The 19,335-nt window shown below is 59.4% G+C and carries 15 protein-coding genes and 1 pseudogene; 9 read left to right on the top strand and 7 right to left on the bottom strand.

From position 1 onward, the window contains the following. The first annotated feature begins 265 nt into the window (after positions 1–265). Positions 266–5,767 carry a glutamate synthase-related protein gene (locus tag O9X91_RS03185; protein WP_269833599.1) on the top strand — a complete coding sequence of 1,834 codons (5,502 nt, stop codon included), beginning with the start codon at positions 266–268 and terminating at the stop codon, positions 5,765–5,767. Then, complete coding sequence (locus tag O9X91_RS03180; RefSeq protein ID WP_269833598.1) at positions 5,764–7,533, top strand: sulfite reductase subunit alpha; 1,770 nt, start codon at positions 5,764–5,766, stop codon at positions 7,531–7,533. The genes O9X91_RS03185 and O9X91_RS03180 overlap by 4 nt, the downstream gene beginning before the upstream one ends. 39 nt (positions 7,534–7,572) lie before the next feature. On the opposite strand, the gene O9X91_RS03175 is transcribed toward O9X91_RS03180, so the two are convergent. The 5 genes from O9X91_RS03175 to fabA form a co-directional block, all read right to left on the bottom strand. After that, complete coding sequence (locus O9X91_RS03175; RefSeq protein ID WP_269833597.1) at positions 7,573–8,166, bottom strand: TadE/TadG family type IV pilus assembly protein; 594 nt, start codon at positions 8,164–8,166, stop codon at positions 7,573–7,575. After that, on the bottom strand, positions 8,163–8,756 hold the full coding sequence (locus O9X91_RS03170; RefSeq protein ID WP_077984555.1) for a TadE/TadG family type IV pilus assembly protein: 594 nt from the start codon (positions 8,754–8,756) through the stop codon (positions 8,163–8,165). The genes O9X91_RS03175 and O9X91_RS03170 overlap by 4 nt, the downstream gene beginning before the upstream one ends. Positions 8,757–8,938: 182 nt before the next feature. Continuing rightward, positions 8,939–9,745: an enoyl-ACP reductase FabI gene (fabI, locus tag O9X91_RS03165; RefSeq protein ID WP_077984554.1), complete on the bottom strand. Its 807-nt coding sequence runs from the start codon at positions 9,743–9,745 to the stop codon at positions 8,939–8,941. Between the two features lie 6 nt (positions 9,746–9,751). Continuing rightward, positions 9,752–10,975, bottom strand: coding sequence for a beta-ketoacyl-ACP synthase I (gene fabB / locus O9X91_RS03160; protein ID WP_137409567.1), 1,224 nt, complete (start codon positions 10,973–10,975; stop codon positions 9,752–9,754). 76 nt (positions 10,976–11,051) lie between these two features. Further along, entirely contained in the window at positions 11,052–11,567 is a 516-nt protein-coding gene (gene fabA, locus O9X91_RS03155) for a 3-hydroxyacyl-[acyl-carrier-protein] dehydratase FabA (protein ID WP_077984552.1), read from the bottom strand. 317 nt (positions 11,568–11,884) lie between these two features. Between fabA and irrA the strand changes: the two genes are divergently transcribed. Further along, positions 11,885–12,304, top strand: coding sequence for an iron response transcriptional regulator IrrA (gene irrA / locus O9X91_RS03150; protein ID WP_142913782.1), 420 nt, complete (start codon positions 11,885–11,887; stop codon positions 12,302–12,304). Between the two features lie 75 nt (positions 12,305–12,379). Here irrA and O9X91_RS03145 read toward each other — a convergent pair whose 3' ends face one another. Beyond that, positions 12,380–13,018, bottom strand: coding sequence for a trimeric intracellular cation channel family protein (locus O9X91_RS03145; protein WP_077984550.1), 639 nt, complete (start codon positions 13,016–13,018; stop codon positions 12,380–12,382). A gap of 77 nt (positions 13,019–13,095) precedes the next feature. On the opposite strand from O9X91_RS03145, the gene O9X91_RS03140 reads away from it, so the two are divergent. Next, positions 13,096–13,614, top strand: coding sequence for a hypothetical protein (locus O9X91_RS03140; protein WP_142913781.1), 519 nt, complete (start codon positions 13,096–13,098; stop codon positions 13,612–13,614). 12 nt (positions 13,615–13,626) lie between these two features. Here O9X91_RS03140 and O9X91_RS03135 read toward each other — a convergent pair whose 3' ends face one another. Next, complete coding sequence (locus O9X91_RS03135; protein WP_137409569.1) at positions 13,627–14,337, bottom strand: YoaK family protein; 711 nt, start codon at positions 14,335–14,337, stop codon at positions 13,627–13,629. A gap of 206 nt (positions 14,338–14,543) precedes the next feature. Between O9X91_RS03135 and O9X91_RS03130 the strand changes: the two genes are divergently transcribed. The 5 genes and pseudogenes from O9X91_RS03130 to exbB all read left to right on the top strand — a co-directional run bounded on the left by O9X91_RS03130 (position 14,544) and on the right by exbB (position 19,335). Continuing rightward, positions 14,544–15,485 (top strand): ABC transporter substrate-binding protein, encoded by a 942-nt coding sequence (locus O9X91_RS03130; protein ID WP_162520586.1) that lies wholly within the window; start codon positions 14,544–14,546, stop codon positions 15,483–15,485. A gap of 138 nt (positions 15,486–15,623) precedes the next feature. After that, positions 15,624–16,396: pseudogene (locus O9X91_RS03125) on the top strand (ABC transporter permease). Next, on the top strand, positions 16,396–17,181 hold the full coding sequence (locus O9X91_RS03120) for an ABC transporter ATP-binding protein (RefSeq protein ID WP_142913779.1): 786 nt from the start codon (positions 16,396–16,398) through the stop codon (positions 17,179–17,181). Before O9X91_RS03125 ends, O9X91_RS03120 begins: the two are co-directional and overlap by 1 nt. A 27-nt stretch (positions 17,182–17,208) precedes the next feature. Then, positions 17,209–17,946, top strand: coding sequence for a histidine utilization repressor (gene hutC / locus O9X91_RS03115; RefSeq protein WP_077984544.1), 738 nt, complete (start codon positions 17,209–17,211; stop codon positions 17,944–17,946). A 192-nt stretch (positions 17,947–18,138) separates the two neighbouring features. After that, positions 18,139–19,335: a tonB-system energizer ExbB gene (gene exbB / locus O9X91_RS03110; protein WP_162520585.1), complete on the top strand. Its 1,197-nt coding sequence runs from the start codon at positions 18,139–18,141 to the stop codon at positions 19,333–19,335.

The following is a 19,335-nucleotide window of genomic DNA, read 5'->3' as shown; positions in this document are numbered from 1 at the left end:
GTAATTCAGTGTGCCTCACCGCCGGAAAGCCGGCCATCAGGGAACGCGATGCGAACGACGACGATCATTATTTGCGAGAAAGCGGCCAACGCCGCCACGCCGTTTGTCGGCCGCAAAACGACCGTTCGCGCCATTAAGCGCCGATAAGCAGAAGAAGAGGAGCAGCCAGGTCGCCTGCGGCTCCGCCCGCAGAGTGCCGGCTGACGCGCCGGGTTTCGGGAAAGACGGCGATGCCGCGCGAAACGCGCAACGAGAGGAGAGTGCCTTGAGCGTGACGGAGCAAAAATTCGGCCTTTACGATGCGGCTTTTGAAAAAAGCAGCTGTGGCGTCGGTTTCATCACCCGCAAGGACGGCGTGCAGACACATGAGGTGCTGAAGCGCGGCCACGAGGCTCTCTGTGCCGTGCCGCATCGCGGCGGCATGTCGGCGGAAGGAGTCGGTGACGGTGCGGGCGTGTCGATGGATCTGTCGCTCTCCTTTTTCCAGAAGCTGACGGGCAACGATACCTTGCAGGCCGGCCGGTTTGGCGTCGGCAATTTTTTCCTGCCGCAGAACCCGTCTTTCCATGAACAGGCGGTTGGCATTATCGGCAGCGCCCTGCAGCAGCAGGGGTTTTCGAATCTCATCGTCCGCGACGTGCCGGTGAATGACGCGGCCATCCGCCCTGCCGCCATCCGTTACCAGTTGCCGATCCGGCAATGGGTCTTTTCGGCTCCGGCCGAATGCGGCACCCCTGCCGAATTCGACTGGCGTATCCACAAGGCGCTGCTCGCCATCGAAGCGCTGGCCTATACCGTGCCTGATCTCGCCGGTTTTTACCCACTGTCGCTCAGCGCGCGCACGCAGGTGCTCAAAGGGCGTCTGAACTCGCACGAGGTCATGCCTTATTTCTGCGACCTCACCGATCCGCGCCATGAAGTGCATACGATGTATTTCCACACGCGGTTTTCCACCAATACCGATCCGCATCCCTCCATGGCGCAGCCCTTTCGCCTGATGGCGCATAATGGTGAGCTCAACACCGACAAGAAGAACCGGCTGTCTGAAGCGGCCGTGGCGCTGGCGAAGAATGCCAGCATCGTCAGGCCGAAGGGCCAGTCGGACAGCTGCCGTCTGGACCAGACATTGCAGGCGCGGGTGATGGAGGATGGTCTAGACCTCGTCACTGCCGTGGTCTCGATGATGCCGCCGGCGTGGGAAAACGACGATACTCTCTCGCCGGGAGTCAAGGCGATGCTGGAATATTTCTCGCTCTATGAGGAGAAGAATGACGGTCCGGCCGCGCTGATCTTCGGCGACGGCAACATCATCGGCGCCCGTCTCGATCGCCTCGGCCTGCGCCCTTTACGCACCGTCGAGACGGAAGATTATCTCTGCGTCATGTCGGAGGCGGGGCAGATCGCCTTTCCGGCGGAAAGCGTCATCCGCCGCGGTCGTATCGAGGCGGGCGGCATGCTTTATTACGACCACGCCGAGCGGCGTGCCTTTTCCACCGTCGAGGCGTTGGAGCTTCTCGCCTCACGCCGCGATTATTCATCTCTGCTGCGCGAAGCCCGTGTCTTGCTGGACGATCTGCCGGAAGTGCCCGCCGAAAAGCAGGGCTCGCCACTACGTTACAATGGCGATCTGGAACGGCACCAGCGTTATGTCGCCTATTCGCATAATCAAGAAAGCTTCAAGTTCCTGATGGACCCGATGCTGGCCTCCGGCGCGGAAAAAATTTCGGCGATGGGATATGGCAATGCCATCAACGCGCTGTCCGATCAGGAAGGCGGCGTCGCGAAGTATTTTTCACAGCGTTTCGCGCAGGTCACCAATCCGCCGCTCGACAGTATTCGTGAGGCCGATGGCATGACGTTGCGTGTCGCCCTCGGTGCGAAGCCGAACAGCGGTGCGAAGAAGGCCCGCCAGATCGTCGTGCACTCCCCGATCCTGACCCATCTCGATATGTTGCGCATCCGCGAGCAGTCGGAGACCCCTCTTCGCCGTTTCGAAATGCTCTATTCGCCGGTCTTGGATGTTGCGGAGGCCAACGAAGCCGCGCTACGGCAGGCAATCGACGGGCTCTGCGCTGAAGTTGTGGCTTTCGCGGCGGAGGAAGGCGGCATCGCCATCATCACCGACCGGCATGTTTCGGCGGGCCGCGCAGCTTTGCCGATGATTATGGTCGTCTCCGCCATCAACCAGCGGCTGATTGAGGAAGGCCTGCGGCTGCGCGTTTCCCTGATCGTCGAAAGCGGGCAGTTTTCGTCCTCCCATCATATCGCAGCCGGCCTCGGTTTCGGTGCTTCGGCGGTCTATCCGCTCGGCGTGCAGTTCCGTGCGGAAGAAAAATTCGGCGCCGAGGCTGACAAGGCGTTCAAGCGCTTCGCCAAGGCGGCTGAAAAGTCGCTGATGAAGACCATGGGCAAAGTCGGCCTGTGCACGGCGGAAAGCTACATCGGCGGTGAGTTCTTCGAGCCGAATTTCCTCGATACCAACGATCCCGTCCTGAAGCGTTATTTCCCCAATGTGAAGACCCCGGTCGGCGGCGTCACCTTCGCCGTCATCGCGCAGGCGGTGGCCGACTGGCATCGAAAAGCATTGTCGGTGAAGGGTGAAAACGACATTCCGCTGCTCGGTCTCTTCAAGGAGCGTGCGGAAGGTGCTGGCCATTCCTATGGCACGACGGCGGTACGCGGTTTCGTGGATATGACCGAGGAAAAGATCGGTTTCGACAAGGGAACCGAAAATGAGGACGCCTTGCGTCTGCTGCCGCTTAACCGGCTGGAAGATGCCTTCGGTCTCAACGATGCGGCCTATTATCACAACAGCTTCGACCGGCTGACCCCGGAGGCGATCGACGCATTCGAGGTAACGCCCGGTTACCGCGCGTTTGCCCGCATGATGGCGGAAGAAAGGGCCCGCCGTCCGGCAGCCCTTCGTGATGTTCTTGAATTGCCGGCCGATGTGACCTTTGCCGGTTCGGCCGAGGACTTCCGCCGCGAAATGGGGCGCTTTTCCAGACGTGGCAACAACAGCTTCATGGTGCGCGGATTGCTCTGCGAAAATGCAGGCGAAGGTGCGTTCCGGCTGCAATTGACCGGCCCGCACGGTCATGAGCTTGCCCGGCTTGCCGCACTCGGTCAGTCGCTGCTCGACCGTTTCGGTGAGGATATTGCCGGCCATTGGCTGGAGGGCGGCGCGCTTCTGGTTCAGGCGAAGGGCGAAGCTTTCACCTATCTGTCGCTGATCCGCACCGCACCTGACAGCATTGCGCTCGAGGCAGTGCAAAAGGCGAGCGAGATCACCAGGACGCTGGCATCGGGCGCCATGAGTCACGGCGCGCTGGTCGCAGCCGCCCATGAGGCGGTCGCCCATGGCACCAACATGGTCGGCGGTATGTCGAATTCGGGTGAAGGCGGTGAGCATATTTCCCGTTACGGCACCATCCGTGCCTCGCGCATCAAGCAGTTCGCCTCCGGCCGCTTCGGTGTCTGGGCCGGTTATCTTGCCGATCCGATGCTGGAAGAGATCGAGATCAAGATCGGTCAGGGCGCAAAGCCAGGCGAGGGCGGGCAGTTGCCGTCTCCCAAGGTGACGGTGGAAATCGCCGCCGCGCGTGGCGGCACGCCGGGCGTCGAGCTTGTCTCGCCGCCGCCGCATCACGATACCTATTCCATCGAGGATCTGGCCCAGCTCATCCATGACGCCAAGGCGGCGCGCGTGCGCGTCATCGTCAAGCTCGTCTCGTCGGAAGGGATAGGCACTATCGCGGTCGGCGTCGCCAAGGCTGGGGCCGATGTCATCAATGTCGCCGGCAATACCGGCGGCACGGGGGCGGCGGCCGTCACCAGCCTCAAATATACCGGCCGCGCGGCGGAAATCGGTATCGCGGAAGTTCATCAGGCGCTTTGCGCCACGGGTCTTCGCGCCAAGGTGCTGCTGCGTTGCTCCGGCGCGCACCAGACGGCGAGCGACGTGGTAAAATCGGCGCTGCTCGGCGGTGACAGTTTCGAGTTCGGCACGACGGCGCTGATGATGCTGAAATGCGTCATGGCGAAGAACTGCAACATCAAGTGCCCGGCCGGTCTCACCACCAATCAGGAGGCTTTCAACGGCGATCCGCGCGCGCTGGCGCAATATCTCATGAATATCGCCCATGAAACGCGTGAGATTCTGGCCGCACTCGGGCTGCGCTCGCTGCGGGAAGCACGCGGACGTTCCGATCTTCTTCACCTCCTCGATCACCCGGCAAGCGTCGGCCAGCTTGACCTCCGGGCAATGCTTGCCGTGGTCGAAGAGGTGAAGATCGACAGCCCTGTCTATATGGAAAAGGATTTTGGGCTGGACGATGCCTTCATCGAACTCGTGCGCTCGGCTCTGGTGGACAGCAAGCGGGAAAAAATCGAGCTGGGCGGCAATCGCTTCCTGAATAATTGCAACAAGAGCGTCGGCGGCCAGCTCGCCGTCGATATTGAACGCATGCTGAACCACGAGCTTTCCGACGAAGAGGCGGATGCGCTTCCGGCCGTGAAGCGGGACAGCCGTGGCCGCCGGTTCCTGGAGGCGGGTTCGGTGCGTATCGAGACGTCGGGTTCGGCCGGTCAGTCCTTCGGCGCCTTCTGCAATGACGGCATGGTCATGGTTCATACCGGCACCTGCAATGACGGTGTCGGCAAAAGCGCCTGCGGCGGCACCATCGTCGTGCGCTCACCCGGCGGCGGATCCGAAGAGGCGGGCGGTAATGTGCTGGTCGGCAATTTCGCGTTGTTCGGCGCCACCGGCGGCCGCACCTTCGTGGAAGGGCAGGCGGGAGACCGTTTCGCAGTGCGTAACTCCGGCGCCACCGCTGTCGTCGAAGGCGTGGGTGATTTCGCCTGCGAATATATGACCAACGGCGCGGTGCTGAACCTTGGCAGCTTCGGCAAGGGTTTCGGCAACGGCATGAGCGGCGGTTTCGTTTATCAATATGATCCCTATGGCGATCTGCCAAAGAAGATCAGCCATGATTCCATCCTGCTCGGCTCGATCACCGGTGAGGATGAGCAGGCCGCGATCCATCATCAGGCTGTGCACCAGCTTCTGGCCTGGCATGTCGCGGAGACCGGCTCGGCCAAGGTGGCATGGCTTCTGGAAAACTGGGAAAGCGAACAGCATAATTTCGTCTATGGCATGCCACGCGCCCTGCTGCTTTATCAGGATAGCGACGAAATTCTGAAGGCGAAGCCCCGCAAGGAACTGCTGGAGGAATTGGCATCCGCGCTTACCGCCCATCAACTGCGCAAGTTCAAGCTCGCCTATCGCGACCGCAAGGCCGTCCTGAACGGAAGGGTGCCGGGTTATGGCGAGACGGATACGGAGGAGATGTATGCGCTTCTCAATAACTACACGGTGTTGAGCATGGCGCAGGCCATCGCCCTCCAGCGGGTGCCGACGGCGCCGGGTCCTTCCGACCCGGCTATTGAAAAAGCCGTGCGCAATCTCATTCTTACGGAAGACTATGCGCTGATGCAGCGGCTGCTGAAATATGCCCGCGAGGCGCTTTCAGACCATAACGATGAACAGCTCGCGGTGATGATCGCCGCCAAACGTCTCGACGATTACAAGCAGGCGCTGGCGCGCAGGAACACCTTGTCGGTGGACAGCCCCGGCACCTATGGCTGGATCATTCAGCAGAACCGAAAAAACATCGAGAAGATCGGCCGTCTGCCGGGCTTTGAGGAGCTTTTCGCAGCCCGCGCCATTCCCGACCTCGCCATCGCATCCAGCCATAGGGCAGCATGATGAAGATACCTTATATTCCCGAAGACGCGCCCTTCAACGGTGATCAGCGCGCATGGCTTTCCGGTTTTCTGGCGGGGCTCCATTCCCGTGCAGCCATCGGCATGGAGACATCTGTTGCTGCGGCCGCTCCGAATGCCAAGGCCAATATGCTGAATATTCTTTTCGGCACCCAGACCGGCAATGCTGAGGCGCTGGCGATGGATATCGCCGCCGCCGCCCGCGCGCAGGGCATGCAGCCGGTGGTGACGGCGTTGGACGATGTCTCGATGGACGGTCTCGGCGCCATGAAGCGCGTCATTGTCGTCACCTCGACATATGGCGAAGGTGAAATGCCTGACAATGCTCAGCTTTTCTGGGAAGCGCTCACCGCTGACAGCGCGCCGCGTCTGGACGGGATGAATTTTGCCGTCCTCGCGCTCGGCGATACCGGCTATGACGGCTTCTGCCAGGCGGGCAAGCTGATCGATACGCGGTTCGAACAACTCGGTGGCAAGCGTATGAAGACGCGTATCGACTGCGATATCGACTTCGAGGACGCCGCCGCCGCATGGATCGGCGAGACGCTGCCGCTCGCGGTTGCTGTCGATGGCGGCAATGCGGCATCTGTCACCATGCCCGATGTCGCCGAGCCGCCCGTGCGGGCAAAACAGGGCTGGAGCCGCAAAAATCCCTATTCGGCTGAAGTAAGCGTCAATCGTCGCCTGTCCGGTACCGGCTCGTCCAAGGAAATTCGCCACTACGAATTCGACCTCGGCGAAAGCGGTCTGGACTATGAGGCGGGTGACGCTCTTGGCGTCGTGCCCCTGAACGATCCGAAACTGGTCGGCGCGCTGCTGCAACACTTCGAAGCGGCTGCGGACAGCCAAATCGCCGGGCTGGACGGTCCGGTCGGCGATGCGCTTCTCAACAGGTTCGAGATATCGACGCCCTCGCGCGAACTCGTCGCCGAGATCGGCAAGCGGGCTGGGCATGACGAACTCAGCCATGTTCTTGCAAACGGAGATAGGGAGCAGCTCGCCGCCTTTCTCTGGAGCAAGGATATTCTCGACCTCATCAATCTCGCCGAAAAGCCGCTATTTGATGTTGCTGAATTCGTGACATTCCTGAAGCCGCTGCAACATCGCGCCTATTCCATCTCCTCCAGCCCGCTGGTTGCAAAAAACAGCGTGCATCTGACCATCGCCAGCGTGCGTTATCGCGCCGAGGGCCGTGAGCGTGGGGGCGTGTGCTCCACCTATCTCGCCGACCGCGTGGAGGCCGGGCAGAGTGCCGGGATTTTCGTCTCGCCGAACAAGGCGTTTCGTGTGCCGCAGGACAATGATGCGCCTGTTATCATGGTAGGGCCGGGCACGGGCATCGCGCCATTCCGGGCATTTTTGCAGGAACGGCAAGCCAGAGGCGCAAAGGGCAAAAACTGGCTGTTTTTCGGTGATCAGCACCGGCAGTCGGATTTCGTCTATGAAAACGAGCTTGGCGACATGAGTCGCGATGGCGTTCTGACCCGTCTCGACCTCGCCTTTTCACGAGATCAGGCGGAAAAGATCTATGTCCAGACCCGCATGCGGCAGAACGGTAAGGCGCTCTATCAATGGCTTGAAGAGGGTGCTTTTTTCTATGTCTGTGGCGACGCGACCCGTATGGCGAAGGATGTCGACGATGCCTTGCGTGGCATCGTCAGCGAAGAGGCCGGCATCTCCGCCGAGGCGGCAAGCGAGTATGTGAACCGGCTGAAGCGCGAAAAACGTTATCTGCGCGACGTCTACTGACTACTGCCATGACGGGACCGCCTTGACGCACCGATTGGTTCAGCAATTGGTGCAGACGGTCTCGGCGTCGCGCTGCTTGAAGAAATACTCCCGCCCGATCGTGATCGACTTTACTCCGGACGAGGCAATGTCGGGCATGAACATCAACAATTCATGCGGTATGGAAAGTTCGACGTGGATGAGAAAGCTGTTTTCCACCAGCAGGCGCGTCGGAACGGCGACCGGTGAACCCACCGCATAGGGTCTCTGATTTTTCTCATCCCAGGACCAGGTGATTTTCGCCTGTTTTTGCGCGTCGATCTTGATGCCGCTGATCTTCAGCTGCAGACCCTTGGTGCTGTAGGGCGCAAACACGGCGGCTGCGACGTCCTGCATGCCCGTGAGATAGGTCTTATCGACGGAACCTGTTTTCGATATCAGATCATTGATGGAGGCTGCGGCGGTGCTTGCCCGCTTGTAGGTATTGTATCCGATCGTTAATTCGAAAGAGGTTAGATAAAGCGCAAGCAATATCGGAAAGAGGATCGCGAACTCCACCGCGCCCACGCCACGGCGATCTTTGGCAAAGCGTGAAACGAGCGCCACCAGGCGTCGTTTGCCGTTTGCCGCAACGGACACCAGCCCTGCAATCATGAGCCCCCGCCTGTGATGTATTTCTCATTCATGAACGCATTTGTCGCGACGATGAGGAAATGTGAGGGCATCGATCCATCGGCCGGACGTATTTTTGTGAGATATGGCCGGATGATATCGGCAACGACACGCCAGCGATAATAGACACGCAACATGTTGATGGTTTCCGGCCCGCCCGGCGTGAAGCCGAATTGAGCGGTATCGAGATCGTAATATTCGCCATAGGCCTTCAGCGGTATCGTGGTCGGAATATCCTTGAAGGCGGCAAAGGAGCGAAGGTCGATATAGAGCTTCTGTTCTTTATCGATCTCATCCGAGCAGGTAATCATCACTGAAACTTCGTCGCAGAAACTCTTGCGGAAATCCTCTTTCGAAATCGAGCTGCTGATTTGCCCTGTGCGCAAACGCCGCGCCATGGTCTCGGTGGCGTTGGCGACGACCTGTTCCGCCATCAAGGCGACGAAGGTCTCGATGATCGCAAAGACGACGAGGAAATAGGGTATTGCGAGTATCGCGAATTCGATAGCCGCTGTCCCGTCGCGCGAGACTCCCAATTTTTCCAGCAATGGCTTCAGTCTGGCCAGTCGCATGAGGCGATATCGATCTCTAAGAATATGCGGCGAGCGCAACCGTTGAATTTGTTGCGGACCATAACCACCCGATGTTTAAAATCAGTTACTTCGATAAACTATACTTTAGTGATTTCCAAAATCGATACGGCGCATAAAAAGCCCGGCACAGGGCCGGGCTTTGTTGATTGCGAAAGGTAGGCTTATTCCGCGTCTGCCTTGGAGAGAACCTCAAGCGTGGGTGTCGAGGTGATATTGTAACCGCAATCCACGTAATGACATTCGCCGGTCACGCCGCGCGACAGGCTGGACAGCAGATAAAGTGCGGACCCGCCGATATCGTCGATGTCAGCCGTCCGCCGCAGCGGTGCATTTTTCTGGTTCCACGCGTAGATAGCGCGTGCATCCGAGATGCCGGCACCTGCCAGCGTGCGGACCGGGCCGGCCGAAATGGCGTTGACGCGGATATCGCGCGGGCCGTAATCGGCGGCGAGATAACGCACGGACGCCTCGAGAGCCGCCTTGGCGACGCCCATGACATTGTAGTTCGGAATGACGCGCTGCGAACCATTATAGGTCAGCGTCAGCATGGAGCCACCATTGGTCATCAACTCAGCAGCGCGCTTGGCGATTTCCGTGAAGGAGAAGCAGGAGATGACCATGGTGCGGCTGAAATTCTCGCGCGTCGTATCCGCGTAGAGGCCTTTCAGCTCGTTCTTGTCGGAAAAGCCGATGGCATGGACGATGAAATCCAGCGAGCCCCATTTTTCGCGGATGGTCGCGAACAAGGCGTCGACCGAGGCGATATCCTCGACATCGCATGGCACGATGAAATCGGAACCGAGTTCGGCGGCGAGCGGTTTCACACGCTTGCCGAGCGCTTCCCCCTGATAGGTGAAAGCCAGCTCCGCGCCCTGTGCTGCAAGCGCCTTGGAGATACCCCAGGCGATCGAATGATTGTTTGCGACGCCCATGATGAGGCCGCGTTTACCCTGCATGATGCCGTTCATGGGCAATTATCCGTTATGACGCTGGAAGACGAGCGTGGCGTTGGTGCCGCCGAAGCCGAAGGAATTGGAGAGGATGGTGTCGATCTTGGCGTTGTCGATGCGGCTGCGAACGATCGGAACGCCCGCAAATTCCGGATCGAGCTCGGAAATATGCGCGCTCTCGCCGATGAAGCGTTCCTGCATCATCAAGAGGCCGTAGATCGATTCCTGCACGCCGGCCGCACCCAGCGAATGGCCGGTGAGAGACTTGGTCGACTGGATGTGGGGGATCTTGTCGCCGAAAACTTCGCGGATCGCGCCGATTTCCTTGCTGTCGCCGACCGGCGTCGAGGTGCCGTGGGTATTGATGTAGTCAATGTCGCCCTTCACGGTGGCAAGCGCCTGCCGCATGCAGCGGATCGCACCTTCGCCTGACGGGGCAACCATGTCGTAACCGTCCGAGGTCGCGCCATAACCGACAATTTCGGCATAGATTTTTGCACCGCGTGCCTTCGCATGCTCCAGCTCTTCCAGAACCAGAACGCCCGCACCGCCGGCGATGACGAAGCCGTCGCGGTTGACGTCATAGGCGCGCGAGGCGACGTCGGGTGTTTCGTTGTATTTGGACGACATCGCGCCCATGGCGTCGAAAAGGTTCGACATCGACCAGTCGAGATCCTCGTGGCCGCCGGCGAACATCACGTCCTGCTTGCCCCACTGGATCATTTCGGCGGCGTTGCCGATGCAGTGCGCCGAGGTGGAGCAGGCCGAAGAGATGGAGTAGTTGACACCGTGGATCTTGAACCAGGTCGCGAGCGTGGCCGAAGCGGTGGAGGACATGGCCTTCGGCACGGCAAAGGGACCGATGCGCTTCGGGCTGTTGTTCTTCAGCGTGATATCGGCGGCCTCAACGATGGTGCGGGTGGAAGGACCGCCCGAACCCATGATGATGCCGGTGCGCTCATTGCCGCTGATGTCGCTCTCCTCGAGACCGGAATCGGCGATTGCCTGCTTCATGGCGACGTGGTTCCAAGCGCCGCCTTGCGACAGGAAGCGCATGGCGCGACGATCGACCAGATCGGTGGGGTCTAGAGACGGCTTGCCCCAGACCTGGCACTTGAAACCGTGTTCGGCAAAATCCGGCGAAAAAGAAATGCCGGATTTGGCATTGCGCAGCGACGCGGTGACCTCAGCGGCATCACCGCCGATGGAGGAAACAATACCGAGGCCGGTGACAACAACTCGTCTCATCAAAGGGACCTTTTCTTTAGATTTCGGCTGGGCGACTTAAGGCCGTCCGGCGTTTGTCTCGATTATTTCGTCTGCCTCAGGCAGACTTTTCCTTGGACAGGCCGACCCGCAGATCCGATGCCTGATAAATGGTTTCACCATCCGCCTTCAGCCAGCCATCGGCGGTGCCAAGCACCAGACGGCCGCGCATCACGCGCTTGAAATCAATACCATATTGCAGGAGCTTGGTGTGAGGGCGAACCATGCCCTTGAATTTCACTTCGCCGGTGGAAAGCGCCATGCCGCGGCCTTCTTCGCCAAGCCAGCCGAGGAAGAAGCCGGTCAGCTGCCACATGCCGTCAAGGCCGAGGCAGCCCGGCATGATCGGGTTGCCCTGGAAATGGCAGGGGAAATACCAGTCGTCGGGGCTGACATCGTATTCGGCGCGGATGAAACCTTTATCGAACGCGCCACCGGTTTCGGAAATTTCGGTGATGCGATGGACCATGAGCATGGGGGGCAATGGGAGCTGTGCATTTCCCGGGCCGAACAATTCGCCGCGACCGCAGGACAGGATCTCCTCGTAATTGTAACTTGATTGCCTCGTTGCCATACCGCTTTCACTTCCCCAATCACTGGTGTTGATCGACTTCACTAGAGCAAGTTAGGTTCAAAATGAAGCGCTGCAAGGGCAGAGGCGGTTTCGCCCCCATTCTTTGTCTTCAGAACCTTCTTTGCCGAAGTCATTACCTCAATATGCCGTCCGCATACAGGAACCATCCGGCTGGAACCAGAGGAAATTTGCAGGAATGGCCGGTTTGCAGCCATTTGCGACACGCAGCGGCGCTGAAACTATTGAAAGCAATCCCTGCAAAAGATATATGCTATTGCAATTGACGGGTTTCATACCCCTGTTTGGAATGGGATGGCATGGCATTTGACGCCACATTGGATATCGGAACGAGGCTGCGGCGCTCGGGGCTGCGGCCCACGCGCCAGCGCGTTGCTTTGGGCGATCTTCTCTTCGCAAAGGGTGATCGCCATCTGACGGTCGAGGAGCTGCATGACGAGGCGGTCACCGCTGGCGTGCCCGTTTCTCTCGCCACGGTCTACAACACGCTGCACCAGTTTACCGAAGCCGGCCTGATCCGAGTTCTGGCCGTCGAAGGTGCGCGCACCTACTTCGATACTAACGTCTCGGATCACCATCACTTCTTCGTGGAAGGTGAGAACGAGGTTCTCGATATTCCCGTCAACAATCTTCAGATCGACAATCTGCCGGAAGCGCCCGCGGGCATGGAAATCGCCCATGTGGACGTGGTGATCCGCCTTCGCCGCAAGCGCGGCTGACGCTTCTATCTGATGACGGATATGAAAATGGCGCCGAAGGGCGCCATTTCTGTTTTCAGCGTCTCTTTCGACAGGTCACTTCATCACGTCTTCCGGCCGTCTGCCGGGCTTGGCCTTATAGGGTGGGAAAGTCCAGCCGAACAGCAACGCACCGGAGCGCACGGATAAGGCTGTCAGGAAACCCGCGGCGGATGCGGCATAAAGCGGTGCGCCGAAGAAATAGACGATAATGAAGGTGGAGGAACCCAGAAGCGCGCAGGTGATATAGATTTCCGGGCGCAACAGAACGGAAGGCTCCCCGGCCATAATATCGCGCAGCACCCCTCCGAATGTCGCCGTCAGCACGCCTGTGACGATGGCGACGGTTGCCGAGCCGCTCGCGGCAAGGCCCTTGGCTGCTCCCATGACGCAATAGGCGGACAGGCCGAGGGCATCGAGCCAGATCAGTACGCGATAACGGGATTCGAAAAGATGCGCGGTGAAGAACAGCAGAACCGCGACCGAGACGCAGACGAGAATATAGGTGGGGTTTATCACCCAGAATACTGGCGTTCTGCCCAGTACCAGATCGCGCACCGTACCGCCGCCGATGCCGGTTGCTGCTGCGAAAAACAGGAAGCCGATCAGGTCCAGCTGTTTGCGCGAGGCGGCGAGTGCGCCGGTTGCGGCAAACACGGCGACGCCGGCATAATCGAGAAAACCGAGAAGTGTCATGAAAAGGTTCCTCCCGGAACACGGGCAGCGAACACGTCAGTGTCGCGCAAGCACTAAACTCTAGGCTGGCCGCCCGGATGATCGCAACATCCATAACTCAAACGGATGCAAAGGAAAATGCCGTGCGAATCGCTCTCGTTGCCGCTCTTCAGGCGCTGGTTCTCTTGATGTTCCCGGTGGCGCTCGCGGCGCAGCAGCAGCTGGTGAACGATCCGGAGATTTACGAGAAAGATCATTTCCGCAACGAATGCAAGGCGGCGGCCTTCGGTGATGACTTCGTCACGCGGCTGGATATCAACAATGACGGCCTGATGGACGCCGTCGTCAATCACGGCGTCCTGGATTGCGACGGCGAAAAAGGCCGCGCCTGCGACGACGAGGGATGCCCCTATAATTTCTATGTCCAGGTGAAAGAGGGCGGCTATCTGATGATCGCGACGGCCCGGATTTACGGTTATGATTTCATCAAGCGGTTCGGCAACATGGTTTTCGTGCTGAAGATGCATCCGCGTTATTGCGAGCGTACCGACAAGGAACCCTGCCTGATGACGGTGCGGGTCCGCGGCACGAAATTCGTCACCATCTCGCGAAAGTGACGACGACGATTTTCAGGGCGTAATTCGCCGGATTTTGACCCTTTGATTGTAGCGCTGGCGAAGCGAGCGCGGAATGATGAAGGTGGCGATGGCGACGGTGAAAACCGTGGCCGCAACCACCCAAAGGGCATTCGATTGCAGCGTGGCGGCGAGAACGGCGCCGCAGATCGCGCCGCATATCATGCCAAGCCATGGCACGATCTGAATGCCCCAGTCGAGGCTCCGCTCGCCGAGAAGAAAACGGCCGATGCCGCGGCCGAAGCGGGAAAGCGCGCCGGTCACATAGGTGAGCCCGATCGGCAGTCCCTCAATGTGCTCAACGGCGGCGTTGACCATGCCCATGGCGAAAACGACGAGGTAAAACTGCGCAAGAGCGGACGTCTCGCCGCCGAGCAGCGCGGCAATTGTTACCAGCAATCCCACCGCCATCAGAACGGCGAAGATGCGCCGGTCGAACTTATGCGCCACCACGATGCCGCCGGCATTGCCCGCCACGAAGGCAACGATTGCGAAAAGCAGCTTCGCGGCATGAGAATAGAGGCCAGCCTCCATCGAGACTGCGGCGCGCGTGGTGTTACCGGTCATGAACGACACGAAGTCACCTGAAATATGCAGGCCCACCGCATCCGTCATGCCCGCGATGAAGGAAATGGCGGCAACCAGCGCAATTCCGGTTCCGGTTCGCCTTGCCCTGATGATACTGCGGCGTCTTTGTCTGGTCATGGAGAGCTCGATATGGAAAAACGGCGGGCCTGTGGGTGGGGCCGTGTTATCCTATGTCTAAAATGCCGGACGGTACATTTGCAATCGTTCTGGAGGCGCTCGGGAACCTCTATTTTGTCTAGACAAATACAAAATCCCTGCCTACCATGCCTCAAATAAAGCGAAAAACAACATCGCACAAAAATAAATCAAAAGGGGTTCAGATCATGAAGAAAACATGGGTTCTCGCCACAGTCGCCGCGCTCTTTTCATCCGCTTCCGCCTATGCCGAGACGTCGGTAACGATCGGGATGTCCGGCTGGACCGGTTTTGCGCCGCTGACGCTCGCTAAACAGGCCGGCATTTTCGAAAAGAATGGCCTCAAGGTCGATATCAAGAAAATACCGCAGGCGAGCCGCCATCTTGCTCTTGCTTCCGGTGACATCCAGTGCGCAGCCACCACAGTGGAAACATGGATTGCCTGGAACGCCAATGGCGTGAAATCTACCCAGATTTTCCAGATGGATAAATCGCATGGCGCCGATGGCATCGCCGTGCGCAGTGATGTGGCAAAGGTCGAAGACCTGAAAGGCAAGACGGTTGCCGCTTCCGCGCCGGGCACTTCGCCTTATTTCTTCCTTGCCTGGATCCTCAAGGAAAACGGCCTCACCCTGAAGGACGTCAAGGTCGTCAACCTCGAACCGGGGCCGGCCGCGCAGGCGTTCGTTGCCGGTCAAAATGACGCGGCCATGACCTACGAGCCCTATCTGTCCACTGTCCGCGCCGCCCCTGACAAGGGTAAAATCCTTGCCACGACGCTGGATTATCCCGCCGTCATGGATACGTTCGGTTGCACCCCGGATTTCTTGAAGGCCAATCCGCAGGCGGCGAAAGCCCTGGCGGACAGCTATTTCCAGGCCCTCGAGCTCATCAAGGCCGATCCCGAAAAGTCCTATGCGACGATGGGGGCGGATGTGAAGCAGACCGGCGAGGCCTTTGCCGCTTCGGCAAAGTTCCTGGAATGGCAGGACAAGGCCGCCAACCAGAAGTTTTTCGAGGGTGAATTCAAGACATTCTCGGAAAAATCGGCGGATCTGCTGCTGGAAATCGGCGTGATAAAGTCGAAACCCGATCTTTCGACACTCGCGGATACGTCCTTCATCAAGTAACAGAAAAGGCGGCCGCATTCCCTGCAGGGAATATAGCAGCCAAAGACAGGCGAGTGCGTCGATTGTGCGTCACGAAACGCGCATGGCGTTCTAATGGCGCGGCAAAGGTGCCGCGCCGGTTTTCCGGACAGGCGACAGATGCAACCTCTTCAACCCATCAGGAACAGCACGAGAATTGCTCTCGGCATCCTGTTCTTCGTGCTTTTTTTTTCGCCTGGGGCTTTGCCACGCTGGGCGGTTTCGTATCGCCGACCTTTCTGGCTGACCCCATCACCATGCTGAAGGACGGCATCTACCTCCTCACCGACCAGGGGTTTGCCAGTGATATAGGCATGACGATCTGGCGCGTGGTGGGCGGTTTTGTGCTGGCCTCGGTCGTCGCGGTGCCGGTCGGCATCGCCATGGGGGCCTATAAGCCTATTGAGGCGCTACTGGAACCTTTCGTCTCCTTCGCGCGCTATCTGCCTGCTTCCGCTTTCGTGCCGCTCCTCATTCTCTGGGCCGGCATCGGCGAGATGCAGAAGCTGCTGGTGATCTTCATTGGCGCGGTTTTCCAGATCATCCTGATGGTGGCCGTGGCTGTCGCCGGCACGCGGCGTGATCTGGTGGAGGCCGCCTATACGCTGGGTGCGAAGGATCGGGGTGTTGTTCGCCGTGTTCTCATTCCTGCCAACGCGCCCGATATCGCGGAAATCCTCCGTCTCGTTCTCGGCTGGGCCTGGACCTATGTCATTGTCGCGGAACTGATCGGCGCCTCCTCGGGCATCGGTTATATGATCATCAACAGCCAGGCGCTGATGGCGACCGGGCAGATCATCTTCGGCATCATCGTCATCGGCATTATCGGTCTTATTTCGGATTTCGCGTTCAAATCGTTGAACCGGAAGCTTTTCGCCTGGAGGCTTGCCTGATGAACGAGCTCGTTATCAAGGGCGTCAGCCGCACCTTTCCGGGCGTGCAGGGCGGGCAGCCGACACTGGCCTTGCAGCCCACCGATCTGGAAATCCCCCGCAATGATTTCGTCACCATCCTCGGCCCGTCGGGATGCGGAAAATCCACCTTGCTGCGCATCATCGCCGGTCTCGACCGTCCGACAACCGGCGAAGTCCTGCTGTCCGGCAAGGCGGTGACGGGCCCGGGGGCGGATCGCGGCATGGTGTTCCAGTCCTACACCCTGTTTCCCTGGCTGACGATCCGCGAAAACGTCGCCTTCGGCCTGCGCGAACGCGGCGTGGCCGAGACGGAAAAATGGGAGATCGTCGATAGCTATATCGACAAGGTCGGCCTGCGCGGTTTCGAAAATCATTGGCCGAAACAATTGTCTGGCGGCATGCAGCAAAGAACGGCCATTGCCCGTGCGCTCGCGAACGGCCCGAAAATTCTGCTGCTCGATGAGCCTTTCGGCGCTCTCGACAACCAGACACGCGGCCTGATGCAGGAGTTGCTGCTCGGCATATGGGAGCGTGAGCAGAAGACAGTCATTTTCGTCACCCATGATATCGAAGAGGCGGTCTTCATGGCGTCGCGTGTGGTGACCATGTCCGCAAGGCCGGGTCGCATCAAGTCGATCACGCCGGTCGACCTGCCGCATCCGCGTCACTACACCATCAAGGCCAGTCCGGAATTTTCGCAGCTGCGCGCGAAGCTTACGGAGGAAATCCGCAGTGAGGCGATTGCCGCTGCGGCCCATGGATAGGCGAAAGGGGAGGATAAAGGCATCGGGATGAGAAGTGCTGGCGCCGATCTTCAAGAAAAATCGTTGCATGAGCGCATCCGCAATGATGTCGAGCGCCACATCATGTCGGGCGAATGGCCGCCGGGTTATCGCATTCCCTTCGAACATGAGATGACCCGGCAATATGCCTGTTCACGCATGACGGTGAACAAGGCTCTCGGTGAATTGGTGCAGCGCGGACTCATCGAAAGACGTCGCCGGCTTGGCACTTTCGTTCGCCAACCCCATGCGCAATCCGCCGTTCTGGAAATCCACGATATTGAACGGGAGGTGCAGGCGCTGGGTCTCGTCTACAGTTACCATCTCGACAAACGACGGCTGCGTCCTGCGGGGGAAAAAGACGGTGCGGCCATGGCGCTTGCTGCCGACGCCCAGATCCTGGAACTCACCTGCACGCATTTCGCTGGCGGCGTTCCCTTTTGCCTTGAGGAACGCATCATCAATGTTACCGCCGTTCCGGATGCGGAAGCTGCGGATTTTTCACAGATCGGGCCGGGGACGTGGCTGCTGAAAATGGTGCCCTGGAGCGCTGCCGAACACCGTATCAGCGCTGTTTCGGCCGACCGTAAAAATGCGGCGGCGCTTGGTATTGCCTCCGGTGCTGCCTGTCTGGTCATCGATCGACGGACGTGGCATGGGGCGGATTATGTCACCCGCGTCCGTGTCACCTATCCTGGTGACCGCCATGCGCTCGTCGCACAGTTTTCGCCCTCGCAGAACAGCTGAAAGCCGTCGATCGGTCAATTTTTTGTAAAGAAGAGTTTACGAGTCGTCTTTTGACAATATAATAGTTGTCAAAGGAACTCAGGTTTATTATCGGAACGTCAAGCTTTCACGACGGCATCCGTTCAAGGCCCCGGTTTTCAACAACCGGTCAATCTGCGGATGAGTTCATCGACGGAAATCCGGGATAAAATTATGTCAGCTGAGACCTCAACTTCTTCCGCATCCTTCAACAAGGCAAACACAACTAGGCATATCTCGCTTGCCATGGCTGTCACCTTGCTGGCCGGCTTGAATGCCGGCGCGGTTTTCGCTCAGACGGCATCGGAAACCCAGGCACAGCCCGCACCGCATACAGAAGCGGTTCAGCCGACAACTCCTGTAACGCCGAGCGCTCCGGCCGCCGCGCCAGTCCAGCCTTCCGCGACGGCGCCGGGACAGCCGGCTGTCACCGCACCCTCGCAGCCTCAGTCAACTCAGCCCGCAGCAGTCCAGTCTGCACCCGCTCAGCCTGCGACGAATACCGCACCGGGAGCCGAAGGCCTAGCGCCGCAGCCGGCGCAAACCGAGCAACCCGCACAGACGGGCCAGACGACCGCGCCGAATGAAGCCGCGACCCCGATAGAGCCTCTCGGCACCGAACCCGCGAGCGCTGAACATCGAGCGGATATCCCGCACAACCTTTCTCCCTGGGGCATGTTTATGGCGGCCGACTGGGTCGTGAAGGGTGTCATGATCGGTCTTGCCTTCGCATCGCTGGTCACCTGGACGGTCTGGGTCGCGAAGTCTATCGAGCTTGCGGGTGCGCGGGTGCGCGCCGGCTCGACGCTCAAGGTCATTCGCAAGGCAAAAACCCTGACTGAGGCCACCGAAGCGGTTGAAAAGAAGGGCGGTCCGGCAGCCTTGATGCTGCGCATGGCAACCCATGAAATGCAGCTTTCCGATGCGGTGGTCGACCATACTGATGGCGGCGGTATCAAGGAACGTGTCTCTTCGGCGCTCTCGCGTATCGAAACCCATGCGGGCCGCCGCATGTCGCGCGGGACGGGTGTTCTGGCGACCATCGGTTCAACTGCTCCCTTCGTCGGTCTGTTCGGCACCGTCTGGGGCATCATGAACTCCTTCATCAGCATTTCGGAATCGCAGACGACCAATCTTGCCGTCGTCGCGCCGGGCATTGCCGAAGCGCTGCTCGCCACCGCCATCGGCCTTGTCGCCGCTATTCCGGCTGTCGTCATCTACAATGTCTTCGCCCGCTCGATCACCGGTTACCGCCACCTGCTGGCGGATGCCGCAGCCGGCGTGGAGCGCCTTGTCAGCCGCGACCTCGATTTCCGCCGCATTCCGCCGGGCAGCGCCAGCAAGCCTGCAGTATCGCTGGTTGGACGGTGA

It is taken from the genome of Agrobacterium salinitolerans, assembly GCF_027498475.1.
Classification (GTDB): Bacteria; Pseudomonadota; Alphaproteobacteria; order Rhizobiales; family Rhizobiaceae; genus Agrobacterium; species Agrobacterium salinitolerans.
Note: the sequence above shows the minus strand (reverse complement) of the source record. Positions and strands in the feature narration are given on the sequence as shown.

Coding starts and splice junctions, on each gene's coding strand:
- O9X91_RS03180 (WP_269833598.1), top strand. CDS start 5,764: ATGATGAAGATACCTTATATTCCCGAAGACGCGCCCTTCAACGGTGAT.
- O9X91_RS03170 (WP_077984555.1), bottom strand. CDS start 8,756: ATGCGACTGGCCAGACTGAAGCCATTGCTGGAAAAATTGGGAGTCTCG.
- fabB (WP_137409567.1), bottom strand. CDS start 10,975: ATGAGACGAGTTGTTGTCACCGGCCTCGGTATTGTTTCCTCCATCGGC.
- exbB (WP_162520585.1), top strand. CDS start 18,139: ATGTCAGCTGAGACCTCAACTTCTTCCGCATCCTTCAACAAGGCAAAC.
- O9X91_RS03135 (WP_137409569.1), bottom strand. CDS start 14,337: ATGACCAGACAAAGACGCCGCAGTATCATCAGGGCAAGGCGAACCGGA.
- O9X91_RS03145 (WP_077984550.1), bottom strand. CDS start 13,018: ATGACACTTCTCGGTTTTCTCGATTATGCCGGCGTCGCCGTGTTTGCC.
- O9X91_RS03140 (WP_142913781.1), top strand. CDS start 13,096: ATGATCGCAACATCCATAACTCAAACGGATGCAAAGGAAAATGCCGTG.
- fabI (WP_077984554.1), bottom strand. CDS start 9,745: ATGAACGGCATCATGCAGGGTAAACGCGGCCTCATCATGGGCGTCGCA.
- O9X91_RS03130 (WP_162520586.1), top strand. CDS start 14,544: ATGAAGAAAACATGGGTTCTCGCCACAGTCGCCGCGCTCTTTTCATCC.
- O9X91_RS03120 (WP_142913779.1), top strand. CDS start 16,396: ATGAACGAGCTCGTTATCAAGGGCGTCAGCCGCACCTTTCCGGGCGTG.
- fabA (WP_077984552.1), bottom strand. CDS start 11,567: ATGGCAACGAGGCAATCAAGTTACAATTACGAGGAGATCCTGTCCTGC.
- irrA (WP_142913782.1), top strand. CDS start 11,885: ATGGCATTTGACGCCACATTGGATATCGGAACGAGGCTGCGGCGCTCG.
- O9X91_RS03175 (WP_269833597.1), bottom strand. CDS start 8,166: ATGATTGCAGGGCTGGTGTCCGTTGCGGCAAACGGCAAACGACGCCTG.
- hutC (WP_077984544.1), top strand. CDS start 17,209: ATGAGAAGTGCTGGCGCCGATCTTCAAGAAAAATCGTTGCATGAGCGC.